The following is a 23,315-nucleotide window of genomic DNA, read 5'->3' as shown; positions in this document are numbered from 1 at the left end:
AATTAAGTGAAAATAATCATCATTGGCGCTCAAGCCGCAGGTGCAAGTGCTGCTGCAAAGGCTAAAAGAATGAACCCTGAGGCAACCATCCGTATTTATGAAAAATCAGATATTGTTTCGTTTGGTGCTTGCGGTTTACCTTATTTTATTGGTAACCACTTTACTGACGCCAACGAAATGATATCCCGAACGCCCGAGCAATTTCAAAAAGATGGTATTGAAATAAAAACTTTACATGAAGTCATTGCTATTGATACTAATCAAAAAAAATTAACTGTTAAAGATCTCAATACTGGCAATTGCTTTGATGATAGCTATGACAAGTTACTACTTGCAGTTGGTGCAAGTCCCATCATTCCCCCTTTTGAAAATAGCCAACTAAAAAATATCTTCACATTACGCAACCTGCATGACGGGTTAGCTATCAAACAGACATTATCCAACTCAAATATCAAAAATTTGATTGTTATAGGTGCTGGCTATATTGGGCTTGAAATAGCTGAATCGCTTGTTGCTTTACAAAAAAACGTCAAATTGATTCAATTGGATGACAGAATTCTTATCGATGCATTTGATAGGCAAATTACTGAACTAATTGAAGAAAATATTAAACAACATTGTGATCTATATTTGCAAGAGCGAGTACTTGGCTTTGAAGGATCACACAATGTCACACATGTAATTACTGATAAATCACGATATCCAGCCGATGTTGTCATTATTGCAACCGGTGTTAAGCCAAACAATGATATCTATAAAAACCTTGGTATCAAGACACTTGCAAATGGTGCCATAATCACCAACAGCTTTGGACAAACTAATATGGCAGATATTTATGCTGCTGGAGATTGTGTTGCCCTTCACCATAGAGTTAGTCATTCAATGGTATATATTCCTCTCGCTACAGGGGCGAACAAGCTAGGCAAAATTGTAGGCGAAAATTTAGGTGGCGGAAATTGTGAATATCCTGGTACTATTGGCACCTCAGCCTTAAAAGTCTTTGATATTGAAGCAGGACGAACAGGTTTAACTGAAAGCGAAGCCAAAAAAGCTGGAATTCCTTATAAAACTGTTATAGTTAAAGATAAAAATCACAGCAACTATGTTGCAGGTCAAACAAGTGTAACAGCAAAACTTATCTATCATGCCGACACTCGAGTGATTTTAGGTGGTCAAATAGCTGGAGGAGGAGGTGCGGCATTAAGGGTCAACACTCTTGCAACCGCAATATGGACGAATTTGAAAATTGATGAATTAGCCATGATAGATTTTCTTTATGCTCCACCATTTTCCAGACCATGGGATATTTTAAATATTGCAGGCTCAATCGCAAAATAAGATAGGTATTAATAAATCTATCAATAAATATTTTACTAGATAATTAAATTTATTATTAAAGGGTGAGGATTAAATATGCCAGATGCCATTTTTCAAGGAGTCTTTTTTGAAAAGTTCTTATCTATTACTCATTACCAGACATTAATTGGTATAGGGTTATTGCTCATCTGTTTTTTTACAGTAATGAGACCATTACAAAAGCGAAAGGTTAATTTTTCAATACGTATGTTAGTTGGGTTAATACTTGGTGCCGTGCTAGGTTTAAGCATTCAAGCTGTAGCAGGGTTTCCTGACACATCAACAATCTGGATGCAAGAAACCGCAACTTGGTATGGACTATTTGGTCGAGCATTTATCGCTTTTATCCGAATGTTAGTGATACCACTCATATTTGTATCTATTGTTAAAGTAATTATCGATTTCTCTGGTAAAAAAAATCTACCCCAAATCGCATTCAGAGGAATTTTTTGGTTACTGTTTACAACAGCAATTGCCTGTATTGTTGGTATTTTGTTAGCTAATCTATTTGCATTAGGTGAAATAAGCTCAAGTTCTGTACATCAAGCTCAGGCAAAACAATACACTAATATTATTGATACCTTTATAAATCTAATTCCGAGCAATATTATTGCATCAATGGTAAACGAAAATATTGTTGGATTGGTCATTTTCTCTGCCTTAATGGGGATTGCCGCCAACAGAATGGAAAAGAAAAACTCACAACCGATTGCCCTATTTAAAACGTTTATCGAAGCACTTTATAAGATCATCATGTCGATTGCGATGACAGTCATAAAGTACATGCCTTATGCAGTAATTGCTTTACTTGCTCGTACCATTATTTCTAACGGAATACCCGCAATTATTCAGGTTTCAAGTTTTGTTGCTGCGATCTACATCGCCACATTGATTATGTTGATTGTACATGTTTCCATTGTTGTGATTCATGGTATTTCACCAATCATGTTTATAAAAAAAGCGCTAGGAACATGGTTATTAGCCTTTACAAGTCGCTCCTCTGTCGGTTCATTACCAATGACTATTTCAACACTAACCGTCCGAATGGGTGTTAATACAGGTACCGCAAATTTAGTTGGCTCTCTAGGTAGTACCATGGGAATGAATGGATGTGCCGGTTTCTTTCCTGCTTTACTTGCTGTTATGGTAGCTCATATGGTTGGCATTGATACTAATATCCAATTTTATATTATGCTTGTCATTGTAGTGGTTATTGGTTCAATTGGTATAGCTGGAATTCCTGGCACTGCAACAGTTGCTGCAACCGTTGTTTTATCAGGTATGGGCATGGCCGAATACTTCCCATTAATTGGTATGGTTTTAGCTGTTGATCCAATTATTGATATGGCAAGAACTTTAGCTAATGTATCTGGCGCTATGACAGCCGCTGTCGCAACCGATAAAGAAATTGGTCTTATGGATATGACAGTATATAACGACCCCGATGTAACTCTTGAAAACGAGCAGCCAGAAGCTTAACTGCAATGGCTGTTGCTATGAGTGAAATAGTACAACAAATTTTAAGTTAATAATAAATTTTTGTTTTTTTTGTGTTATTGGGTTTAGGTGTGATTTTAGTACCTTCCTATAATTCGAGCCCTAACAAATCATCTGTTGTAGTCACCTTGGTTGCACCACTACTAAACTTAAAATATGGAGCGATGCCATGAACAGTATAGGTTGTTGTAATTGTTAATGCATGAGATTGCAATAAATACAGCAATAACAACAACCGCAACAGTGACAGAATCAAACGTCACCTTTAATTGACAATACACAAATCTATGATTGTGTCAGATTTATTCATCTATATTCTTATTTATTTTATAATTAAACATTCCTATTACTTAAAAATGTCTAACAAAATTTAATTTATCTTTATCTAAAGTTATTGTTAATCAATTCGTTTAATAAAATGTTTAATCTTGAATCCCATTTTCTTCAATGACACAAAATAGACTAAAATGCCCACAATAACCAATAAAAATAATCGCCCGATACGAACCAACATTGAACCAGTTGACCAGTCAGGTAATAACTGAGAACCAAACCACAATGCTGCAGACATTAAAATTACCGCAATGAGGATTTTAATCAAAAAGTAACGCCAACCAGGTTGAGGTTGATAAAGCTGTTTTTTACGCAACTGCCAATATAATAATCCAGCATTAAAGCATGCAGCTAAGCCAATTGATAATGAAAGACCGGCATGTTGTAATGGACCAATAAAAGCAAGATTCATTAGCTGTGTTAAAATTAATGTAATAATCGCAATTTTAACCGGTGTTTTAATATCCTGACGAGAATAAAAGGCTGGAGCTAGCACTTTAATCAAAATCAATCCAAGTAGGCCTATAGAATAAGCAACTAAGGCTCGCTGTGTCATTAAGGTATCATTTAAGGTAAATTGTCCATATTCAAATAGCGTTGATATAAGTGGGCGAGAAATAACCCCTAATGCAACCGTACTAGGTAGAGCCAATAAAAAACAAAGGCGTAATCCCCAATCTAACAATTCACAATATTGTTTATGATCACCTTTTGTAAAGCTTTTTGCTAATGATGGTAATAAAATGGTGCCTAACGCTACACCAAGTACACCAGCAGGAAACTCCATTAAGCGATCAGCATAATACATCCACGAAACCGAGCCTGAAACTAGAAATGAAGCAAAAATAGTGTTAATAATTAAAGATATTTGTCCTACAGATACGCCTAAAATTGCTGGTCCCATTTGTTTTAAAACCCGCCAAACACCGCTATCTTTAAAGCTAATATGCGGTAATACTAGCATGCCAATTTTCTTTAAATAAGGTAGCTGGTAAAGCAATTGTAAAATCCCACCAACACCAACAGATACAGCAAGAGCCAATACTGGTGGATTAAAGTAAGGCGTTAAAAATAGGGTAAATACAATCATACTCACATTGAGTAGTGTTGGAACAAAAGCTGGGACAGAAAACCGATTCCATGTATTAAGGATGGCTCCAACAAGTGATGCCAACGATATAAAAAAGATATAAGGAAAGGTTATGCGTAGCATGGTAGTTGCAAGTTCAAATTTTTCAGCTGATTCTTGCATAAATCCAGGCGCAGTTAGCATAATGATAAAAGGCGCTGTGATAACTCCAATTAGCGTGACCAACGCCAAGACCAAAGTTAATAATCCTGCAATATAAGCAATAAATGTGCGAGTTGCCTCAGTCCCTTGTTGATTTTTATATTCAGCTAAAATTGGTACAAAAGCTTGTGAAAATGCCCCTTCTGCAAAAATACGTCGAAGTAAATTAGGAAGTTTAAATGCAACAAAAAATGCATCGGTGGTCATACCTGCACCGAAAAAACGTGCAATAATGGCATCACGCACAAAACCTAATAAACGAGACACCATCGTCATTGAGCTGACAGTAGCTAAAGATTTTAAAAGATTCATATTCAAATTATATACAAAGTATACAGCCTAAAACTGATAATGAAGTATAGTCTACAAACTATTACTTTAAATAACCATGCTTTTTTAATAAACTTAATTTTGTCGATACCGCCAGCATAATACTGGCGGATGTTTGGTTTAACGATCTTTTAAGGGGATAAACGACTTAATTTCACCGATATTTTTATAAGCAGGGCGAATAATTCGGCGATCATCAAAATTGAGTTCTTCAATTCGATAAGCACACTTGATATTGAAAATAGCATATTTAGGTAAGCCAATCATGTAATAAATAAAGCTAAAATAAAAATCAACATTTACACAAACTTGTTTTTTGTTCTGGTATTTTTTCGATTCAAAATGGCACTAATAATCCGTTCTTCAAACAAGTTTAGAATATAGGCTTTTTCACGTGACTTTTGTACTGGCTATGGTGTATTTACATAATTGTTCACTTTTTAGGTTATATTCTTGTAAAAGATTTTCAGGAGCCTATGCCGTTTCTCGGCTAATCGATAATTTTCTGTATTTATTTGTTAAAATAGTATATTTACTACTATATAAATCAAAAAATTAAGAAACTTGCCTACCGACAAATGAATAGAAAAGCGAAACGGGTAATAAGGCTTTAATGTAGAAGCGGCATAATCAGCAAATATTTAGTGACTCAAAAGATAGAAAACAAAAGCTTAAGCAATTTTTGGTAAAACACCTTATCAATTTTTAGAGAATCACTTTAATCATGACATGTAAATAATTCGAGATGTTTTCCGACATAACTCCTATACTAGGGAAATATTATGTACTACAAAGAAAATTCAAATTTGTATGATCATATAAATAATATAAAGGGTTTTAAGTTAATAAGATGGTATCTGAATATAAAAACACCTAAAAACCATGTTTGCCTGTATTATTAATCTATGCTACATTATTTTTCGAACAATATTTATACTAACTTTATTATGAATCAAACAACTAACAACTCGTCATCAATAAGAACGGGTGGCTTTTTAAATACTATTGAACGAATTGGAAACAAAATCCCAGATGTAACAACATTGTTTTTCTATGCTTTAATCAGCTGCTTTATTACCTCTTTATTACTTTCTTTTGTAAACTTTAATTATATTAATCCTGTCACTCAAGAAAAGCTCATTATTGTCAATATGTTAGCCCCTGAGCACATTGTTGCTTTTTTTACCAAGATGGTACCTAATTTTGTCACTTTTCCGCCACTAGGCATCACAATCGTGGCAACATTAGGTATAGGGATTGCTGAAAGTAGTGGTTATATTCATGTATTACTTAAAAAATTATTGGCTATCACTCCTAAAAATTTAGCAACACCATCAGTTATTTTTGTCAGTATGGTTTGCCATATTGCTGCTGACTCTGCTTATGTGATTTTAATGCCTGTATCAGCTATGATGTTTTATGCAATTGGTCGTCATCCGCTTGCCGGTATTGCCGCTTCATTTGCTGGATTAGCTGGTGGGTTTAGCTCTAGTTATACACCTTCAATTATCGATCCAATCATGCAAGGCTTTACCCAAAGTGCTGCACAAATTATCGCCCCATCTTATCAAGTTAATGTACTTTGTAACTACTTCTTAAGCTTTGGTGGCACCTTTTTTGTATTATTAGCTTGCTGGTTTGTTACCGATAAAATCGTCGAGCCTCGTTTACATGCAACTATGCCTTTAAATAATGATTTGAAGTTAGATAATATTGCCAATTCACCAGCAATCACGCCGGTTGAAAACCGTGCATTTAAAGTGGCTTCAATTATCTTTTTAGCTATTGCTATTGGTTTAGTTTTATTATTAATACCAGAAAATTCTTTATTGCGTGCTCCTAATGGAAGTATGACTAGTAATAAAGCACCAATTATGCAAATTATTGTGCCATTATTATTTATATTTTTTGCCATTCCAGGCTTAATACATGGGTTTATAACTGGAGCATTTAAATCCTCTCGCGATATTGTAAAATCAATGGAAAAAATTACTAAATCTCTTATTCCATTTATCGTTTTTGCTTTCTTTTGTGCTCAATTTCTATATGTCTTTTCTCACTCTCATATTGGAACATTAATTGCTATTGGTGGCGCTGAGTTTTTAAAAGCACTACATTTGCCTTCTGTTGTCACAATCTTCGGTGTGATAATTCTAACGAGTATGTTAAATGTACTAATTACCTCGGCATCATCAAAATGGGCTATTTTAGCACCTATTTTTGTACCAATGCTTATGTCTGTTGGCATTTCACCTGAATTAACTCAAGCGGCTTATCGTATCAGTTCTGCAGTTAATGTTAGTACCCCTATGTTTGCTTTTTATCCTTTGATTATTGCCTATTGCCAGCAGTACTGCAAAAATACTGGTGTCGGCACATTAAGTTAGATGATGATTCCTTATACCGCAGCTCTACTCATTGCATTAACTATAAATTTATTGTTATTTTGGTTACTAGGTCTACCAATTGGTTTTGATAGTGGTTACATCTATCCGCCAGTAAGTAATTAATTAATCATCGATAAGGAGCCAAAATATTATGAATATTACTGAACAATTAGTTGAACGTTTCTTACGTTATGTCAGTATCCCAAGCCAAAGTTCTCTTGGATGTATGCATGTACCTTCAACACTAGGGCAAACAGAATTAGCCAAATTACTTAAACAAGAATTGCTTAAACTTAATTTAAGAGATGTTCACCTTGATGAACATAGTATTGTAACGGCTAAACTGCCAGGCAATACTCCAAATGCACCTAAAATTGGTTACGTTGCTCATCTTGATACTGTCGATGTTGCTTTATCAGATAAAATCAATCCACAGAGAATTACTTTTACTGGTCAGGATATTCTACTAAATAAAAATAAGAATATCTGGTTTAAAGTGGATGAACATCCTGAATTAAATAAATATCTAAATGAAGAATTAATTGTTACTGATGGTACAAGTGTGCTTGGTGCTGATAATAAGGCTGCTATTGCTGTTGTAATGACAATGTTAGATCAATTACAACAACGAAATTTTGCACATGGCGACATTTATGTCGCATTCGTACCTGATGAAGAAGTAGGATTAAAAGGCGCTAAAAAACTTGATTTAAACCGTTTTAGACCTGATTTTGCTTACACAATTGATTGTTGCGAACTAGGCGAAGTCGTTTATGAAACTTTCAATGCCGGTTCTGCAACCATCGATATCACTGGAGTATCTGCTCATCCCATGTCAGCTAAAAATGTTTTAATTAACCCAATCCGAATAGCTAACGATATTATTAACTGTTTTGATAGTTTTGAAACCCCCGAACATACTGAAGGTAAAGAAGGTTACTTTTGGTTTAATGATATTGTTGGAAATCAAAGTACCACAACATTAAAAATGAGTATTCGTGACTTTGATTTGGCTCGCTATGAAACACGAAAAGCTTATGTACAAGAAGTCGTAAATTTTATTAGCCGCAAATACCCAAAAGCTACAATTAAATGTAAAATTACCGATGTTTATAGCAATATAGCCAACCATTTAGGAAATGATCGTCGCTGTATTGATTTGATTTATCAATCATTTGAGCATTTCAATATTCAGCCAAATACAATAGCTATGCGGGGTGGAACAGATGGCTCTGCACTTTCAGCTAAAGGTCTTACTACACCTAATTATTTTACTGGTGCTCATAACTTTCATTCTTGTTATGAATTTTTACCATTATCATCATTTCTGAAATCATTTGAAATTACGATGAAGATTATTGAACTTTCGGCTAAAGACCAATAATATTTTAAAATTGAGAGGAGGATTACTCCTTCTTTTTATTTTTTACTATAATAAATAGTTTGCAGCCTATAAAAAGGTCCTTTATGTATCTAGCATACTATTTATACGCCTATTGAATATAAATCACAAAAACAAGTAACATAATTTTCTAGGTAAATTATGTACTAACTAAGGTATAGCTACAGGATCATTATTATTCCTAATTGTCGCAACAACCTTCATAGGATCGACATCTTTTTCTTCTCGCGCAATTGTAATAAAAGACTCTGTACTAAATAAGCCTAGTATCATTAATTGATTAATTTCATTGTTTATTCTATTATTTGCAGTTTTACTTTATTTAATTTTAATTAATCGCATATTGCTTGACTTAACTTTTGGTATCATGACTACTATATGCTATGCTGTTTGCTATACTTTGGAAAAATTTGGTTGACTTGTTGATTGAATTGTGAAAATCAAATATGGTGGGTCGTGAGCGATTCGAACGCTCGACCAACGGATTAAAAGTCCGCTGCTCTACCGACTGAGCTAACGACCCATTTGATAATAACTGTTATGCTCTTAATAGTTAAAAACACAAGCAATTTCGGGTTGGTATAATACTCATAATCATAGCGCTACGCAACCCTTTTATTGCTAATTTTATTCGATCGATGTTTATTTATGCGTTTTACTTTAGTGACGCTAACTTTTTATTAGCAAGTGCTACCGCATTTTTATCTTTTGAATATTTATTTACCACTTGTTGAAAAACAGCTTTAGCATTTTTAGTATCTCCTTTATCAAGTAAAATTAACCCTACTTTATAAAGACTATCAGCTGCTTTGGGGGAAGATGGAAAATCTTTTACCACAGTAGCATAATAAAATGAAGCATCGTCTTTTTTGCTTTGTTTATACGATAATTGACCGAGCCAATAATTAACATTAGCTCGATAACTAGACTTTGGATAAGTTTTCAGATATTTCTGGAATGCTGTAATAACCTCATTATTTTGTTTACTATCATTAATAAATTGCATTATAAAATTATAATCAACTTTATCATCACCTGAAGTTACCCATCCCAATAAATCTGATGAAGATATTAATGAAGTAGAATCCTGAGATGGAATGAAACTCTCTTCTTGAGAATTAAAATTAGTATTCAGCGAAAATCCAGAGCCATTAGCCATTTGCTGAAGTATCATTTTTTGGCGTTCAATTGTCTGATTAAGTTGATATATTGTCTCTTCCAATTGCCCACGAAGAGCGTCTACATCTGCTTGCAAATCGCTAATTTTTTGTTGGTTTTCAATCAATAACTGTCCTTGAGCTTGAACAGTTTGATCAATGCCAGAACTACCTGCTGCACAACCATAACCAGTAAATAAAAGAAATAAGAATAATGTGGGTATTTTTTTATGCATATTATTAGACTCGGCATGAACTTAGAAAATAAGAACGGCTGAATAATCAGCCGTTATAATATGGCTATTAGTATCCAACATAGGTTACTACAGCACGTCGATTTTTAGCATAAGCTGCTTCATCATGGCCTAACACAGCTGGTTTTTCTTTACCATAAGAAACAATTTCCATTTGGCTTGCAGGAGCACCATTACCTTGTAAGTATGATTTAACTGCAGCTGCACGACGTTCACCTAATGCAATGTTATATTCTGGAGTACCACGCTCATCGGCATGACCTTCAATAACAACTTTGATATTACTAGTACGAATAAATACAGCATGTGCATTTAATAATGTTGAATATTCAGATTTAACGTTGTATTTATCAAAATCAAAATATACTGTATTGATTTGTTGTAATTTTTGAAGTTGTTCTAAGGCTTCTTTTGATAAGGTACCATTTAAATTACCACCAGCGTTGTGACTGCTATTAGATGAACAAGCAGTTACAGCGATTAATGGCAAAGCAACCGCAGCTACTTTAAGAAATTTAGAAAATTGCATTGTATAAACTCCTTTTGTTTGAATAAATTATTATCTATATTTTATGTATCTAACCAACTTCAAAGTAACTCCCGTTACCAACCTGAAAGATTAGAAGTATATATTATAACGACCTTAAACTTTACACAATTTTAATAATCGCAAAGTTGTTGCTTTTTTAAGCTATCTTTACAAATATGGTGACCATGCAGGGAATTTTACTTGCCCATCAGTAGCTGGTAACCTTGCCTTAAAATTACCATCTGTAGAAACAAGGTTCAAAATTGTACCTAACCCTTGAGATGAACTATAAATGATCATTGTACCATTTGGAGCAATACTTGGCGTTTCATCTAAAAATGTATCAGTTAAACGTTGATAGGTTTTTGTATCCATATCATATCGAGTTATATGTTGTTCGCCATTATTGCTTGATATCATTGCAATAAAAGAACCATCAGGTGACACTCTGGCATTCTGATTTTGCGTATTATCCCAAGTCACCCTCTGCGATTCACCTGTATTTATATTAATACTATATAACTGCGGGCGACCTGCTTGATCAGAAGTGTAAACAATAGTTTGATTGTCCGGCATCCAAGATGGTTCTGTATTATTACTACGGCTAGAAGTAATCTGAGTAATTTGTTTGTTACTTAACGTCATCATATATAAATTTAAGCTACCGCCTTTAGATAGAGCAAATGCTAATTTACTACCATCCGGAGAAAATGCCGGCGCCCCATTATGCTGAGGGAAAGATGCAATTGTTTGAACAGCACCACTATCCAATGTTTTTAAAACTAATGAGGAATGTCCACCTTCAAAAGTTACATAGGCTATTTTTTTGCCATCTGGTGACCAAGTAGGAGACATTAATGGTTCCTTAGAACGATGAACAGTGATTTGATCATAACCATCATAATCAGACACTCTTAGTTCGTGTGAAAAAGGCCCTTTAGTCGTTTTTACAACATAAGCAATTCGTGTTCTAAATGCTCCTTTAATACCTGTTAGTGATTCAAAGATTTCATCACTTGCAGTATGGGCGGCATAACGTACCCAACGTTTTTCAATTGAGAATTGATTTTGTGCTAGAACTGTACCTGGTCGATTAACTGTATCGACTAATTGATAATTTATAAGATATTTTCCTGACGCATCTGGTTGTATTGATCCAACCACAACAGCAGAAACACCAAGTTTGTTCCATACGGCTGGAGTAACCTCTGAAGCAATTGTTGGTTTCTGAGGCATTTGATTAACATCAACAGGATTGAACTTACCACTGTTACGCAAATCAGACGCAATAATTTCTTCAATAACTTGTGGGGGTTCTCCTCCTCCAGCCCATTTAAATGGAGCAACCGCGATAGGTTTAGCTGAACTCACTCCATCAGTAATAATAATTCTAACTTCAGAATTAGCCATTGAGGTAAAAAATAAAATAAAACAAGTTGTCAAAAAGCGAGAAGCGAATTTGATCATCTTAAATTCCTTAATAAAAATAAGATAAATAGAGTTAAAGTAAATATAAACTCATAAAAAACAGAAAACAAAGTCTTTAAAAATTAATATCCTGTCTCTGATTAATTCCATATATTAAACTTTACAAATCATCAACAATCATAAGATGGAAAAGATAGCTGATATCTAGGTACAAGTCTATAATCTTTAAAATAAAAAGATTTTTATAATTTAATTGTTTTATTATATATAATAATCAAAGTGATAATAAAAATAATTATTCTAAATCTAGTTGCCTATACTAATCCTATTTAGGTAAGGTTTAAAGAGTTTCGTAAGATATTTTTATATAAGGTGATAGATGTGATGTATTAAAAATATTATTGCTTGGAATGGCAACACATTTTCAAACAAAAAAATTAAGGGGTAAGTGTTTTTTAAATTCAACGGGAGGCAAGTAGCCTAACGAAGAATGCAATCGTTTATGATTATACCAATAAGCATAAGCCGAAAAAGCGCGTTGTAACTCAGCTGTTGAGTTGAAACGTTGGCCTTTTACAAATTCTGTTTTAATTGTTTTAAATGTCGCTTCCGCTACCGCATTGTCATAAGGACATCCTTTCTTGCTTAATGAATGCTTGATATTAAATGTCAATGTCTTAAAACACGCCTCTAATAACCGATTATCAAACTCTTTGCCTCGGTCTGAATGAAATAAATCCAATTTTGATAATGGCAGTTTAATTTAGCTTAATGCCGACATAACAAGCTCTGCTGTTTTATGTTGACCAACATGATAACCGATAATTTGCCTATCGGATAAGTTCACTAAAACACATAAATAGTTCCAACGTTGCTTAACTTGAATATAGGTTAAATCTGCAACAACAATTTGTTTTTTATCACCTACATCAAATTGTCGTTGCAGGTGATTTTCTGTGGCGGTTTCATTCACTTCCGTATTGTGAGATTGATAAGGTTTAACGGGTATTTTGATACCAGCAATGAGGCTTTCATCAACCGAGCAATGTAACGGCGTGACACCCAAATATTCTCTTTCTGTAAATCAAAACGAATTCGTCTTGTACCATAAGACTGATAGCTCTGATTAAATAACGTCACGATTTTATTGGTATAAAGCCCTACTGATTTTTGTCTATTCAATTTACACTGATAATAAGCATAATGTCTTGATAATCCTAACTTTGTTATGCTATAACGATGTCGATTTGCTTTTAGGATAGCGATTTTCGTCCTATTATCAGTGCTGCGTGCTTTAGAATATCGTTTTCCATACGCAGCTGTTTAAGCTCTTTACGCAACGCGATTAACTCTTGTTCTTGTGGACTGCGATTATCTTTTGTTTTAAATGAGCCGCTTTGGCTTGCTTGCGTTATCCAACGGTCCAATGCTGATGGTGTCAAATCATATTCGGCAACAATTTCACTACGTGATTTACCATGTTGATAAAGACTGACCATTTGGTGTTTAAAATCATCTGTGAATGTTCGTTTTTTGCATTTAATCTTATTCATATTTGTTCCTTTTTTAGTTGTGATAAGTTTACCTTACCCTTAAAAAAGTTGTATGAATTAGTGTAGCCGATCCAGCTTTTTAACAAATAACCCAAAGTGGTAATCTTAGCTTAATAGGTATCTTTATTTTTGACAATATTCACAATAAAAGGTATTACGCTGTCCAATTTTTTGTGATTTTATTTCTGTACCACAAATCAGACATTGTTTACCTTCGCGTCCATAAACTTGTAACTCCTGTGCAAAATATCCAGGTTTACCATTAGATTGCAGGAAATCCTTGAGTGTTGTTCCTCCTTGTTTAATTGATTTAGTAAGAACTTGCTTAATAGAAGCTACAAGCCTTTCAAATTCATTTAATTGTAAGGAGTTTACTTTTCGGTTAGGGTTGATTTTTGCCATAAATAGCGATTCAGACGCGTAAATATTACCGACGCCAACCACAATGTGGTTATCCATAATCCAACTTTTTATTGGAACTTTTCGATTCCTCGCTTTTCTTAATAGATATTCCGCAGAGAATTCATTACTTAAAGGCTCCGGTCCCAAATGTTGTAATTGAGATATTTCATCTAGCGAATTTGCCCAAAGCCAAGATCCAAAACGCCTAGGATCGATATAACGTAGAGTGACGCCATTTTCTAAAACTAAATCAATATGATCATGCTTTTCTGCTTTTTGTGGATTTTTTAAAATACGTAAACTTCCAGACATTCCTAGATGAATTACGATCCAATTGTTGGGTAACTGTAATAATAAATATTTTGCACGACGTTTTATATCTAAAATAATTTGCCCGTGCACATTACTTATAGCCTTATCAACGGGCCAACGTAATTTAGGTTGTCGAACAATAATTTTATCAATAATCTGTCCTTTCAAATACGGCAAAATACCTCGACGACTTGTCTCAACTTCCGGTAATTCAGGCATATTGTTTTCACTTAGTTATTTAATAGGTCAGTAACCCAAGTCGGTGCTTGCTGAACCGGTATAGACTGGTTATTGACAGAGCATAAACTCTGAGGGTTAATCGTCCATACAGGTAAAGAGCGAATACCACTCCCATTACATTGCCACTGCCCATCACTATCAATAGGTACCATAAAAATATTTTGAGGTAGTGGCAATACTAATTTCTTTGGTGGATTATTTTGTAAATATTCACTATAAATTTTTAAGGCGCCAGTTGCTCCTGTTAATTTCATTGGAGAATGATCATCTAAACCAATCCAAACAACAGCAACATTTTTACCATCTATTCCTGTAAACCAACTATCACGAGAATCATTACTTGTGCCTGTCTTAGCTGCTAAATTAAATGAACCATATTTAGCTTTTAATGAACGAGATGTTCCCGAATTAACCACTTGTTGCATAGCATAAGTAGTTAAATAAGCTGATTGTTGAGATACAGCCTGAAGTTGTTGCGGGTAACTTTGATAAACTAATTCACCTTTATCGGTCAATACATATCTTAAAATAGAAAGTGGAGATCGTTGACCATTATTAGCTATCGTTTGAAACATCTGCGCAGTTTCTAATGGTGTTAATTCTAAAGCACCAAGTAGTCTTGATGGTAAATTGGGTATATGCTCTGCAGGTACACCTAATGACTGTAAAGTATTCTTTGTTGCATCAAGTCCTAATGCCATTCCTAAATTAACAGTAGGTACATTAAGTGAAAGCGCTAAGGCATCTACTAACATAACCCGATCACGAAATTTACGATCATAGTTTTTCGGTTCCCAATAACCATTACCATCAAGCTTTATCGATAAAGGTTTATCATCAAGCCAAGTATTAAGTTGATAATGATCAGGTTGTCCAAGTGCAGTTAAATAAGTTGACGGTTTAGCTAATGAACCAATTGCTCGCTGAGTTAACCAAGCACGGTTATATCCTGGATAACGGGGTTCAGCACTACCAATGATAGAGCGAATTTCTCCAGTTTCTCGGCTAACTATAACCATTGCTGTTTGTAATTCTTTATTAGTTGATTTTCGCAGTTTCTCAATTACGTTAGTTACCGCTTGCTCTGCAGCTGATTGAGCTACAGGATCAAAGGTAGTAAAAATCTTCATACCAGATAAGTGATCTGCTTTATCACCTAATTGTTTTCGAAGTTCATTGCGTACAACCTGCATAAATGCTGGTTGTGGTGAAATCACACCACCTTTGGGTAAAACTGATAGTGGGCGCTGACTTAATAAATTATATAACTCATCATCTATAATACCTTGCTGCTGAGCAAGTTTTAAAACTACATTACGGCGCTCAATAACTTGTTGAGGTTGTGTCCAAGGATTATATAAAGAAGCTCCTTTTACCATACCAACTAGTACTGCTTGCTGATCTAATGTCAGTTCATTAACTGGGCGGCCAAAATAGTAAAGACTTGCTAATGGAAAACCATGGATCTCTTCACTACCCGCTTGTCCAAAATAAACTTCGTTTAAATAAAGCTCTAAAATACGTTCTTTGCTATAGCGTCCATCCAAAATAAGAGCCATATAAGCTTCACGTATTTTGCGACTTAAACTACGTTCGTTAGTTAAAAAAAGGTTTTTGACTGTTTGCTGAGTTAATGTACTCCCACCTTCAGTACGACCTGTTGTTAGATTAACAAAAATCGCACGACCAATAGAATATAAACTTACGCCATGATGATCATAAAAACGTTTATCTTCCGTTGCGACTAATGTTTGTAATAATGAATCAGGAAACTCTTTTAATGGAACAAACAGACGTTGTTCGCCATTTGGAGAATGCATCATAGTAATTAATTTAGGATCAATCTTAAGCAATCCAAAATCACGTCCTGAATCTAGATTAGTAATACGATCAATACGATTTTCATAAAAAGTTATTCTGACTCTAAAAGCTTGCTCTTCACCATCAGGAAAAGTAAAAGGCCGACGATAAATTTCAACCGCATCATTTTTTACAATAAATTCACCAGGACGAGTAGCTTTGGTATCTTGTTGGCGATATTGCGCACCAACTAATATTGTTACCACATCATTTAGACTATATTCGCTATCTGGTTCGAGATCAATAATTTGTCCATAAACAGCCGCTGGTAACTCCCATACATTCCCATCAATCCGTTCTTTAATTTGTTGATCAAGATAAACACCATAAATAATAGCCACTGCAGCAAAGACAAGAAACAACTTGAATAGTAGTATCAAAAATCGTCGCCAAAGTGTAGTTTTTTTATTTTTTCTGATCTTTTTAGAAGAGCGTTTTTTTTCTGTTTTAGTTGATGTTTTCAAACTGCACCTAACATTTATTATTAAATAATAATTAGCTTATGATAACATAATTTTTTAAGGACACCTTGACTACCTTTTTTAAAAATTCAGCTAAGTAAGGAGCTAAGTATAAAACCAATGTATAACTTTAAAAGTTTAGCTGAGAGCTCATACTTTTAACTTTTGACAAGAATGCCTTTTTCGACTTACCTGTTAAGCCTTCCGAAATAGGTAAGCTTGCCGTTAATGGATTAACAGGCTTATTATTAATATGTAATTCAAAATGTAAATGAGGCCCCGTAGAACGCCCTGTGTTTCCTGATAGGCCAATTTTATCGCCTTGCTTAACTTGCTGACCAGGTTTAACTAAAATTTTATCCAAGTGCATATAAGTTGTCATATACTGACGACCATGCCGAATAGCAATATAGTTGCCCGCTGAACCACTATATTTTGCAATTACTACCTCACCATCACCAACCGATAATACAGGTGTGCCACGAGACACCGCAAAATCAACACCATTATGAGGAGCTATTTGACCTGTAACAGGGTGTAAACGACGGGGATTAAATCCAGAAGAAACACGCGCCTTTTTTGCTAAGGGATAACGGAAAAAACTCTGCGATAAGCTGTTGCCATTAATATCATAATATTTACCATCATCAGCTAAAATTGCATAATAATCTTTAGTTCCATTTTTAATTCGAACCCCCCGCAACTGACTATTGGATAAGCTTTTACCATGCATTTCTCGTGTTATAGCAACTGAAAATTTATCACCTACTTGTAATCGGCGAAAATCTAAACGCCACTGTAAAGCGCGAGTAATAATACCTATTTCATTACTAGTTAGACCGCTCTTTCGAGCATCAGCAACAAAACTAGATTTAATGTCACCTTTTATAACAATATCTTGTGGGACGGCTTCAACTGTTTCAGAACTTTCTACAAATTTATCGCCAGATTTTTCATAGATTCGGATGTTATTGCTTGATATTGTCCAACTAAAAGTTTGCAAGTTATGATTATCATCAGTCGTCCAGCTAATCTGTTGACCAATCCTTAAATTTGCAAGTTGCTTAAATTTTGACGTTAATAGATAGATATCATTTTTATTAACATTATAGCGAATTAGAATATCATGCAGAGTATCACCACGAACAATAGTATATTGTACTGCATTATCTTTACCATCAACGATATCATCTAATTCATCTTTAACAATTTCATCTTCAGGAACATCTGATGATTCAGTGACAGTAGCAATTTTACCATTTACTATCTCGACTCTTCCATCACCATCAATAGAGCTGGAATCATCATTTACAGTAGTTTCAACTTGAGGAGTTAAAGGAACATAAACCGTTCTCTCCAAATTGAGTGGACGCCACAGAGTAGTAAATAAAATAACAATAAAAAGAACTCCCAATATTGAAAAATAGGGAATTTTAAAATTATTTTTTTCAATACTGAGGGATTTTATTTTTCTTGCCAAAATTAACCTTAACTATTTATTACTAAACTAGTTTTTATCTAAACAATCCAACAGTTGCTGTGTTAAATTTGTTAAAAATTGTGAATAAGCACTTTTTGAAAGTATTATACCCGTTCCTAATGGATTCAATTCTCCAATTTGAACATTTGTTCCACTCACTAATTTCTCAATAACTGCAGGGCTAAACTGTGGCTCACGAAATACACATACTGCTTGATGATCCTTGAGCTCCTGTTGAATAGCATAAACTTTTTGAACACCGGGTTGAACTGCTGGATTTATAGTAAAACTGCCTAGCTTTTTTAATCCGAACTGTGCCTCAAAATATCCATAAGCATCATGAAACACAAAATACCCTCTATTTTGTACGGTAATTAGTTTTTTTGCAATGTTTTGTTCTGTTTCTGTGAGTTTGGTAATGAATTCGTCTAAGTTTTCATCAATCAATATACTTTTATCTGGATACAAGGTAACAAGCCTATCATGAATTGATTGTGCGATAATCTTAGCAATTTTAGGTGAAAACCAAATATGCTCATCATATTCACCATGGTGATGGTGATCTTGATTGATCTCATCATGAGAATGAGCATCTTCCGGTTCATGCTCGTCATGGCTTGTTCTAAGTAACGATTTAATTTCCGGTACAGCCATTAATTCAATTTGCTTTTGCTTATCGATACTTTTTAAGATAGTTGGCATAAAAGCTTCCATATCTTCACCGACCCAAATCACAAGTTCGGCTGATTTAAGTTTTGCCAAATCAGAAGGTTTTAAATAATAGGTGTGAGGAGATGCACCATCAGGAAGTAAAATATCAGTATCAGTTACTCCTGAAGCAATAGCTTCAGTGATAAATCCTATGGGTTTCACAGAAGAAATAACTTTCGCATTAGCAAAATTAGCGATAGTTTGCATAAATATCAATGAACTAAATATCATTAAAAAAGAGATTAATTGTTTATTATTTTGTGTAATATTTTTTTTCACACCATTATCCTATATTAAAAAGTATGATAGAATAAAACCAATAATTGTTATAATATAACATAACATGATTGTAGGCAAGGCTCTTAGCGATATGACACCACTAATCTCTCTTGATAGTGTTTCGGTGGAAATTGACCATCAAAAAATATTACATGACGTTTCGTTAGCAATACATCTTAATCAAATTATTACATTACTTGGCCCCAATGGCGCAGGTAAATCAACTCTAGTAAAAGTTATTTTAGGTTTAGTTCCATATACTTCAGGAACAATTAAACGTTCAAGCAATTTAACAATTGGCTATGTACCACAGTCAATCAATTTAAATACCACACTGCCTATTACTGTTAAACGTTTTATGCGCTTAAATAAACAATTAAATACCGAAAAGATTTTTAGTACGTTATCAATGGTAAAAGCAGAATATTTGATTAATAAATCTATGCATCAATTATCAGGTGGGGAATTGCAACGCGTATTATTAGCTCAAGCCTTAGCAAAGCAACCTCAATTATTGATTCTTGATGAACCAACTCAAGGCGTGGATGTTAATGGTCAAGTATTATTATATGATCTAATCGCTGATGCAAAAAAACAGTTTAATTGCGGTGTATTAATGGTTTCTCATGATCTTCATTTAGTTATGGCAAAAACAGATGAAGTAATTTGTTTAAATCATCATATTTGTTGTTCTGGCACACCTGCTATTGTATCTAACGATCCTGAGTTTATTTCTCTATTTGGCCAACATGGGGCTTCACAAATTGCTGTTTATAAACATCATCATAATCACCAACATGACTGTTGCTCCCCCTCGATTGATCAACATAGGCAAATTGCTATGTCTTGTTATGGAAAAAAACATAATGATTGAGTTATTATTACCTTCTTTATTAGCAGGATTATGCTTAACGAGCATAACAGGTCCTTTAGGTACTTTTGTTGTTTGGCGTAGAATGTCCTATTTTGGTGATACTCTATCCCATGCGGCTTTACTTGGTATCGCTTTTGGCTTTTTACTGAATATAAATTTATTTTATGCAGTCATTTTTGTAACTCTTTTACTAGCCTTAGGGTTACTTTGGTTAGAAGCCCAAAAACAACTTCCAATTGATAGTTTACTTGGTATTTTAGCTCATAGTGCATTATCTCTTGGTTTGGTTGTAATTAGTTTAATGAATAACATCCGTATCGATCTAATGGGGTACTTATTTGGTGATCTATTATCAGTAACATATTCTGATCTTTATCAAATTACCACTTGTGTAGCATTTATTGGTGCCTTATTGCTTTGGCGATGGAATGACATTTTATTTATTACTGTCAGTGAAGAGTTAGCTTTTAGCCACGGTATTAATATACAAATAACAAAATTACTTTTAACTCTACTGTTGGCGCTAACAATAGGTCTATCAATGAAATTTGTTGGAGCCCTAATTATTACATCTTTACTTATTATTCCTGCCGCAACAGCCAAATATTATTCAAAAACACCTGAAGCTATGGCCATAATTGCAATAATAATTGGTATGTTATCAGTTTTTATCGGATTGATGTTTTCATTTATTTACGACACCCCGACAGGGCCTTCAATTGTATTAAGTAATACTTGTTTATTTTTTATATCATTATTTATTTCAAAAATAACTTTAAATAAAAAAAATTAAGATTATTGCAAAAGCGGATTATTTATTGCGTGACAGATCCCATTAATAAACCGACTTTTATAGTTTACTCAATATTTCTAATACTATAACAATACAATTCAATATGTTGATAATTAGAAACTATGTCACTTGCAATTATTTATACTCGAGCATCTATTGGAATACAAGCACCGTTAATAAACGTTGAAGTTCATATTAGTAATGGGTTACCAGGTTTTGTTTTAGTTGGTCTGCCTGAAGCAACGGTTAAAGAGGCTAAAGATCGAGTTAGAAGCGCCATTATTAATAGTGGTTTTACCTTTCCTGCAAAAAAAATAACTGTTAACTTATCTCCTGCAGATCTACCAAAGGAAGGGAGTCGTTTTGATTTACCAATAGCTATCGCTATTCTTGCCGCTACAGAACAAATTCCAACAGATAACCTATTACATTATGAATTTTTAGGAGAATTGGCTCTTTCAGGAAAAATTAGAGCAGTGAAAGGAGCAATCCCCGCTGCTATTTCTTCTAAAAAGAAAAATCGTACATTAATAATTTCAGCAGAAAATCAATCTGAAATTTCTTTAATTCACCAAAACAATACCTTAATCACTAATAACTTATTGGAGTTATGCCAATATTTATATAAAGAAATTGACTTACAAGCAGTTCAATACCGTGAATATCAAGATGTTGATAATAACTTAGCTAGTTTACAAGATATAATCGGACAGGAACAAGCCAAAAGAGCGTTAGAAATAGCAGCCGCCGGAGGTCATAATTTACTATTAATTGGTCCTCCAGGGACAGGAAAAACTATGTTAGCAACTCGCTTGACATCGCTGTTACCTCAATTATCTGATGAAGAAGCGCTTGAAAGCGCTGCAATAACTAGTCTAGTTAGTCCAAATGGTTCAATCAAAAACTGGCGTAAAAGGCCATTTAGATCGCCACACCATAGTGCATCAGCGGCAGCATTAGTTGGTGGAGGAACAATACCTAAACCTGGCGAAATTTCACTAGCACATAATGGAGTTTTATTTTTAGATGAATTACCAGAATTTAACCGAAAGGTATTAGACGCTCTGAGAGAACCAATTGAGTCAGGTGAAATTATCATTTCGAGAGCAAACGCAAAAATAAAATTTCCTGCTAAATTTCAATTAATAGCAGCAATGAATCCAAGCCCTACAGGACATTATCAAGGAACACACAATAGAACAACACCCCAGCAAACAATCCGCTATTTAAATCGACTTTCAGGACCTTTTCTCGATAGATTTGATATTTCAATTGAAGTGCCTTTATTACCTAAAGGCACCTTAAGTCAAAAACCGACTTCAGTAGAATCAACCGAAACGGTAAAACAACGTGTTTTACAAGCAAGAAATATCCAGTTTAGAAGAAATAATAAATTAAATAGTCAGTTAAGTACAAATCAAATACAATGCTACTGCAAATTATCAGACGAAAATAATGAATATTTAGAGCAAGCATTGATAAAATTAGGGCTCTCTGCTAGAGCATGGCATCGTATTCTAAAAGTATCTCGCACAATTGCAGATTTAGACTTATCAGAAAACATAGAACGAAAACATATTTCAGAAGCATTAGGTTATCGTTCTATGGATCGGTTATTAATTCAATTACACAAAAATATTGGTTAAAAAATTAGTCATCCCCATCAACAAAATCATCAGTCGTATCAACTTGAGGTTTGCCACCAGATAATGTATGAAAGCGTTTTGGTTTATTTATACGAGAAAGATATTTCAGCCACGTTTTTTCAAAATCAGTTGATGGTTCTTTTTTGCCTTTGCAAACATCAACAAATGATTTTTCTTCCGCTGTAATAGGTTTTCTAACTTCAGCATCAAGATCTTTAAAAGCACAACCATATTTTTCTAATATAAGTGCTTCTTTAATAGTAAAGTCACCGTGACGAGAAAATCCTCTTGGGTAATTCTTATTATCAAAAAAACGTTGTTGATTTACAAAACTCTCAGCCATGTTCTATCCTCTAGGTTGTAAAAGTACTCGGGCGGGAATTATAATTGACTAAGTTAATCTGTAAACAAAATTTTTTTATTTGTTCGGGTAAAAATAACCAAACGATTAAATTTAAAACAAAATCATTATTCTTGTGGCAGGGGCGGAGAGTCTCGAACTCCCAACACCCGGTTTTGGAGACCGGTGCTCTACCAATTGAACTACGCCCCTAAATAAGGTGGCGGAACGGACGGGGCTCGAACCCGCGACCCCCTGCGTGACAGGCAGGTATTCTAACCAACTGAACTACCGCTCCACCGTATTTGGTATGTATATATTAAATTTAAAAGTCTGGCGGCACCCTACTCTCACATGGGTAATACCCACACTACCATCGGCACTACGGCGTTTCACTTCT

The 23,315-nt window shown here is 34.3% G+C and carries 19 protein-coding genes, 3 tRNA genes and 2 pseudogenes; 7 read left to right on the top strand and 17 right to left on the bottom strand.

The window, feature by feature from the left end; all coding sequences use genetic code 11:
• Positions 1–6 precede the first annotated feature (6 nt).
• Positions 7–1,338: a CoA-disulfide reductase gene (locus ACGH49_RS07140; RefSeq protein ID WP_411588813.1), complete on the top strand. Its 1,332-nt coding sequence runs from the start codon at positions 7–9 to the stop codon at positions 1,336–1,338.
• A gap of 75 nt (positions 1,339–1,413) precedes the next feature.
• Positions 1,414–2,835, top strand: a complete 1,422-nt coding sequence (locus tag ACGH49_RS07135; RefSeq protein WP_411588812.1) for a cation:dicarboxylate symporter family transporter — start codon at positions 1,414–1,416, stop codon at positions 2,833–2,835.
• A gap of 415 nt (positions 2,836–3,250) precedes the next feature.
• Here the strand turns inward: ACGH49_RS07135 and murJ are convergent, their stop codons facing one another.
• Together murJ and ACGH49_RS07125 are read right to left on the bottom strand one after the other, a co-directional pair.
• Positions 3,251–4,789, bottom strand: a complete 1,539-nt coding sequence (gene murJ, locus ACGH49_RS07130; RefSeq protein WP_411588811.1) for a murein biosynthesis integral membrane protein MurJ — start codon at positions 4,787–4,789, stop codon at positions 3,251–3,253.
• Between the two features lie 138 nt (positions 4,790–4,927).
• A complete protein-coding gene (locus tag ACGH49_RS07125; protein WP_335340233.1) occupies positions 4,928–5,074 on the bottom strand; it encodes a hypothetical protein in 147 nt (48 codons plus the stop codon).
• Between the two features lie 680 nt (positions 5,075–5,754).
• On the opposite strand from ACGH49_RS07125, the pseudogene ACGH49_RS07120 reads away from it, so the two are divergent.
• Together ACGH49_RS07120 and pepT are read left to right on the top strand one after the other, a co-directional pair.
• A pseudogene (locus tag ACGH49_RS07120) lies at positions 5,755–7,317 on the top strand (AbgT family transporter).
• A 28-nt stretch (positions 7,318–7,345) separates the two neighbouring features.
• Entirely contained in the window at positions 7,346–8,578 is a 1,233-nt protein-coding gene (gene pepT / locus ACGH49_RS07115) for a peptidase T (protein ID WP_411588810.1), read from the top strand.
• A gap of 465 nt (positions 8,579–9,043) precedes the next feature.
• On the opposite strand, the gene ACGH49_RS07110 is transcribed toward pepT, so the two are convergent.
• The 12 genes and pseudogenes from ACGH49_RS07110 to znuA all read right to left on the bottom strand — a co-directional run bounded on the left by ACGH49_RS07110 (position 9,044) and on the right by znuA (position 19,250).
• A tRNA-Lys gene (locus ACGH49_RS07110) sits at positions 9,044–9,119 on the bottom strand.
• Positions 9,120–9,251: 132 nt separating this feature from the next.
• Entirely contained in the window at positions 9,252–9,989 is a 738-nt protein-coding gene (ybgF, locus tag ACGH49_RS07105) for a tol-pal system protein YbgF (protein ID WP_296206985.1), read from the bottom strand.
• Positions 9,990–10,056: 67 nt separating this feature from the next.
• Positions 10,057–10,536, bottom strand: a complete 480-nt coding sequence (gene pal / locus ACGH49_RS07100; RefSeq protein WP_065606134.1) for a peptidoglycan-associated lipoprotein Pal — start codon at positions 10,534–10,536, stop codon at positions 10,057–10,059.
• Between the two features lie 168 nt (positions 10,537–10,704).
• Positions 10,705–12,000: a Tol-Pal system beta propeller repeat protein TolB gene (tolB, locus tag ACGH49_RS07095; protein ID WP_411588897.1), complete on the bottom strand. Its 1,296-nt coding sequence runs from the start codon at positions 11,998–12,000 to the stop codon at positions 10,705–10,707.
• A gap of 388 nt (positions 12,001–12,388) precedes the next feature.
• Positions 12,389–12,637 carry a transposase gene (locus tag ACGH49_RS07090; RefSeq protein ID WP_411588808.1) on the bottom strand — a complete coding sequence of 83 codons (249 nt, stop codon included), beginning with the start codon at positions 12,635–12,637 and terminating at the stop codon, positions 12,389–12,391.
• Positions 12,638–12,727: 90 nt separating this feature from the next.
• Positions 12,728–13,030 carry a hypothetical protein gene (locus tag ACGH49_RS07085; protein WP_411588898.1) on the bottom strand — a complete coding sequence of 101 codons (303 nt, stop codon included), beginning with the start codon at positions 13,028–13,030 and terminating at the stop codon, positions 12,728–12,730.
• Positions 13,030–13,104: pseudogene (locus ACGH49_RS07080) on the bottom strand (hypothetical protein); the annotation flags it as partial. The gene ACGH49_RS07085 and the pseudogene ACGH49_RS07080, both read right to left, overlap by 1 nt.
• 113 nt (positions 13,105–13,217) lie before the next feature.
• On the bottom strand, positions 13,218–13,517 hold the full coding sequence (locus ACGH49_RS07075) for a transposase (RefSeq protein ID WP_411588806.1): 300 nt from the start codon (positions 13,515–13,517) through the stop codon (positions 13,218–13,220).
• Between the two features lie 123 nt (positions 13,518–13,640).
• A complete protein-coding gene (gene mutM / locus ACGH49_RS07070) occupies positions 13,641–14,450 on the bottom strand; it encodes a bifunctional DNA-formamidopyrimidine glycosylase/DNA-(apurinic or apyrimidinic site) lyase (RefSeq protein ID WP_065561616.1) in 810 nt (269 codons plus the stop codon).
• A gap of 11 nt (positions 14,451–14,461) precedes the next feature.
• Positions 14,462–16,795, bottom strand: coding sequence for a bifunctional glycosyl transferase/transpeptidase (gene mrcB / locus ACGH49_RS07065; RefSeq protein ID WP_411588803.1), 2,334 nt, complete (start codon positions 16,793–16,795; stop codon positions 14,462–14,464).
• Positions 16,796–16,922: 127 nt separating this feature from the next.
• Complete coding sequence (gene mepM, locus ACGH49_RS07060; RefSeq protein ID WP_411588801.1) at positions 16,923–18,272, bottom strand: murein DD-endopeptidase MepM; 1,350 nt, start codon at positions 18,270–18,272, stop codon at positions 16,923–16,925.
• A 27-nt stretch (positions 18,273–18,299) separates the two neighbouring features.
• Positions 18,300–19,250, bottom strand: a complete 951-nt coding sequence (gene znuA / locus ACGH49_RS07055) for a zinc ABC transporter substrate-binding protein ZnuA (protein WP_411588896.1) — start codon at positions 19,248–19,250, stop codon at positions 18,300–18,302.
• Between the two features lie 103 nt (positions 19,251–19,353).
• Here znuA and znuC point away from each other — a divergent pair, with 103 nt between their 5' ends.
• From znuC to ACGH49_RS07040, 3 genes are all read left to right on the top strand, one after another.
• A complete protein-coding gene (gene znuC / locus ACGH49_RS07050) occupies positions 19,354–20,136 on the top strand; it encodes a zinc ABC transporter ATP-binding protein ZnuC (protein WP_065561619.1) in 783 nt (260 codons plus the stop codon).
• Entirely contained in the window at positions 20,129–20,929 is an 801-nt protein-coding gene (gene znuB, locus ACGH49_RS07045) for a zinc ABC transporter permease subunit ZnuB (protein ID WP_065561620.1), read from the top strand. Before znuC ends, znuB begins: the two co-directional genes overlap by 8 nt.
• A gap of 122 nt (positions 20,930–21,051) precedes the next feature.
• Positions 21,052–22,575 carry a YifB family Mg chelatase-like AAA ATPase gene (locus ACGH49_RS07040; protein WP_411588797.1) on the top strand — a complete coding sequence of 508 codons (1,524 nt, stop codon included), beginning with the start codon at positions 21,052–21,054 and terminating at the stop codon, positions 22,573–22,575.
• A gap of 4 nt (positions 22,576–22,579) precedes the next feature.
• Here ACGH49_RS07040 and ACGH49_RS07035 read toward each other — a convergent pair whose 3' ends face one another.
• The 3 genes from ACGH49_RS07035 to ACGH49_RS07025 form a co-directional block, all read right to left on the bottom strand.
• Entirely contained in the window at positions 22,580–22,918 is a 339-nt protein-coding gene (locus tag ACGH49_RS07035) for a DUF413 domain-containing protein (protein WP_411588796.1), read from the bottom strand.
• Positions 22,919–23,052: 134 nt separating this feature from the next.
• A tRNA-Trp gene (locus ACGH49_RS07030) sits at positions 23,053–23,128 on the bottom strand.
• Positions 23,129–23,136: 8 nt separating this feature from the next.
• Positions 23,137–23,213, bottom strand: a tRNA-Asp gene (locus ACGH49_RS07025).
• Between the last annotated feature and the right edge of the window lie 102 nt (positions 23,214–23,315).

It is taken from the genome of Gilliamella sp. BG7 (assembly GCF_046635565.1).
Classification (GTDB): Bacteria; Pseudomonadota; Gammaproteobacteria; order Enterobacterales; family Orbaceae; genus Gilliamella; species Gilliamella apicola_P.
This window is presented reverse-complemented; position numbering and strand designations above follow the sequence as displayed.

Bases quoted from the DNA above. Each gene is read 5' to 3' on its own strand.
- ACGH49_RS07040 (WP_411588797.1), top strand. From the start codon at position 21,052: ATGTCACTTGCAATTATTTATACTCGAGCATCTATTGGAATACAAGCA.
- ybgF (WP_296206985.1), bottom strand. From the start codon at position 9,989: ATGCATAAAAAAATACCCACATTATTCTTATTTCTTTTATTTACTGGT.
- znuB (WP_065561620.1), top strand. From the start codon at position 20,129: ATGATTGAGTTATTATTACCTTCTTTATTAGCAGGATTATGCTTAACG.
- mutM (WP_065561616.1), bottom strand. From the start codon at position 14,450: ATGCCTGAATTACCGGAAGTTGAGACAAGTCGTCGAGGTATTTTGCCG.
- murJ (WP_411588811.1), bottom strand. From the start codon at position 4,789: ATGAATCTTTTAAAATCTTTAGCTACTGTCAGCTCAATGACGATGGTG.
- znuC (WP_065561619.1), top strand. From the start codon at position 19,354: ATGACACCACTAATCTCTCTTGATAGTGTTTCGGTGGAAATTGACCAT.
- ACGH49_RS07035 (WP_411588796.1), bottom strand. From the start codon at position 22,918: ATGGCTGAGAGTTTTGTAAATCAACAACGTTTTTTTGATAATAAGAAT.
- ACGH49_RS07135 (WP_411588812.1), top strand. From the start codon at position 1,414: ATGCCAGATGCCATTTTTCAAGGAGTCTTTTTTGAAAAGTTCTTATCT.
- pal (WP_065606134.1), bottom strand. From the start codon at position 10,536: ATGCAATTTTCTAAATTTCTTAAAGTAGCTGCGGTTGCTTTGCCATTA.
- pepT (WP_411588810.1), top strand. From the start codon at position 7,346: ATGAATATTACTGAACAATTAGTTGAACGTTTCTTACGTTATGTCAGT.
- ACGH49_RS07125 (WP_335340233.1), bottom strand. From the start codon at position 5,074: ATGATTGGCTTACCTAAATATGCTATTTTCAATATCAAGTGTGCTTAT.
- ACGH49_RS07075 (WP_411588806.1), bottom strand. From the start codon at position 13,517: ATGAATAAGATTAAATGCAAAAAACGAACATTCACAGATGATTTTAAA.